A 1572-nucleotide genomic window follows, 5' to 3' on the forward strand; every position below is an offset into this window, starting at 1 on the left:
GCCGAGCGCGTGGCCTTCCTGTTCCAGCGCTACCAGGCGCTGACCAGCCTGCTGCCGGCGGCGAAGCCGAAGCGGGCGGCGCGCAAGCGCGGCTGACCCGGCTGGGGCCGCAGCCAACGGGCGCCGTGCAGCGCTACGCTAGGGCCTGGACGGGCGAGGAACAGGAGGGCTTCCCATGACGGCTCCATCGGGCTGGTTGCTGTGGGCGCTGCTGTCGGCGTGCTTCGCGGCATTGACCGCGATCTTCGCCAAGGTGGGCATCCGCGGCGTGGATTCGGACTTCGCCACGCTGCTCCGGACGGTGTTCATCCTGGGGGTGCTGGCGCCGTTCGTGTGGTTGACCGGGAAGTGGACCAATCCGCTGTCGCTGTCCGCCAAAACGGTGCTGTTCCTGGCGCTGTCGGCGCTGGCCACGGGCGCGTCGTGGGTGTGCTACTTCCGCGCGCTGCAGCTTGGGCATGCGTCGCAGGTGGCACCCATCGACAAGCTGAGCGTGGTGCTGGTGGCGGTCTTCGCGTATGCGCTGCTGGGCGAGCGGCCGGCGGTGCAGGAATGGCTGGGCATCGCGCTGGTGGCCGCCGGGGTGCTGTTGATCGCGCTGCACAAGGCACCCGCCGCCTGAGCGGTACCCGCAAGGCTGTGTTCTGCGGGTGTGCTTGATGCATCGCCGCCGTGCAATACATAGTCGGCGATTGTCTGTTGGAGATCTGCCATGGCGCGGTTGTTCACCCCTGTTTCGTTCGGGCCGCTCACGCTGGCCAACCGCATCGTGGTCGCGCCCATGTGCCAGTACGCCAGCAGCGAGGGCCGGGCCAACGACTGGCACGTGCAGCACTGGGGCACGCTGTCCCAGTCGGGGGCCGGCCTGCTGCTGACCGAGGCCACGGCCGTGGTACCGGAGGGCCGCATCAGCTGGGCCGACCTCGGTCTCTATGACGATGCCTGCGAAGCCGCGTTCGCGCAGGCGCTGGCCAGCGTGCGGCGCTGGTCGCCGATGCCGGTGGGCGTGCAGCTGGCGCACGCCGGGCGCAAGGCCTCCACCCATCGGCCGTGGGAGCACGGTGGCGGCGCGATCGCGCCGGGGGCGACGCACGGCTGGCAGGTGGTGGCGCCGTCCGCGCTGCCCTATGCGGAGCACGACCCGCTGCCGGCGGCGCTGGACGCCGCGGGCATCGCCCGCGTGGTGCAGGCGTTCGTTGACGCGGCGCGGCGTGCCGCCCGGCTGGGCTTGGATGCGATCGAGCTCCACGCCGCGCACGGCTACCTGCTGCACCAGTTCCTGTCGCCGCTCAGCAACCGCCGCGAAGACGGTTACGGCGGTCCGCTGGCGCACCGCATGCGGCTGCTGCTGGAGGTGTTCGACGCGGTCCGCGCGGCGGTGCCGGCCACGATGGCGGTGGGCGTGCGCATCTCCGCCACCGACTGGGTGGACGGCGGCTGGGACCTGCCGCAGAGCATCGCGCTGGCGCGTGCGCTGGAGGCCCACGGCTGCCACTTCATCCACGTCTCCAGCGGCGGCCTGCATCCGGCCCAGAAGATCGCCGTGGGGCCGGGCTACCAGTTGCCGTTCGC

General features: G+C 71.7%; 2 protein-coding genes. Both read left to right on the forward strand.

All coding sequences use genetic code 11. The annotated features are described in order from the left end of the window. The first annotated feature begins 175 nt into the window (after window positions 1-175). The gene (locus PK789_RS09460; RefSeq protein WP_223625447.1) at window positions 176-622 is read left to right on the forward strand and encodes an EamA family transporter; all 447 of its coding nucleotides are present in this window, start codon (window positions 176-178) and stop codon (window positions 620-622) included. Between the two features lie 90 nt (window positions 623-712). Then, a partial coding sequence (locus PK789_RS09465) for an NADH:flavin oxidoreductase/NADH oxidase (protein ID WP_324308512.1) occupies window positions 713-1572 on the forward strand: 860 nt, incomplete at its 3' end.

The organism is Thermomonas sp. (assembly GCF_035369645.1).
GTDB lineage: Bacteria > Pseudomonadota > Gammaproteobacteria > Xanthomonadales > Xanthomonadaceae > Thermomonas.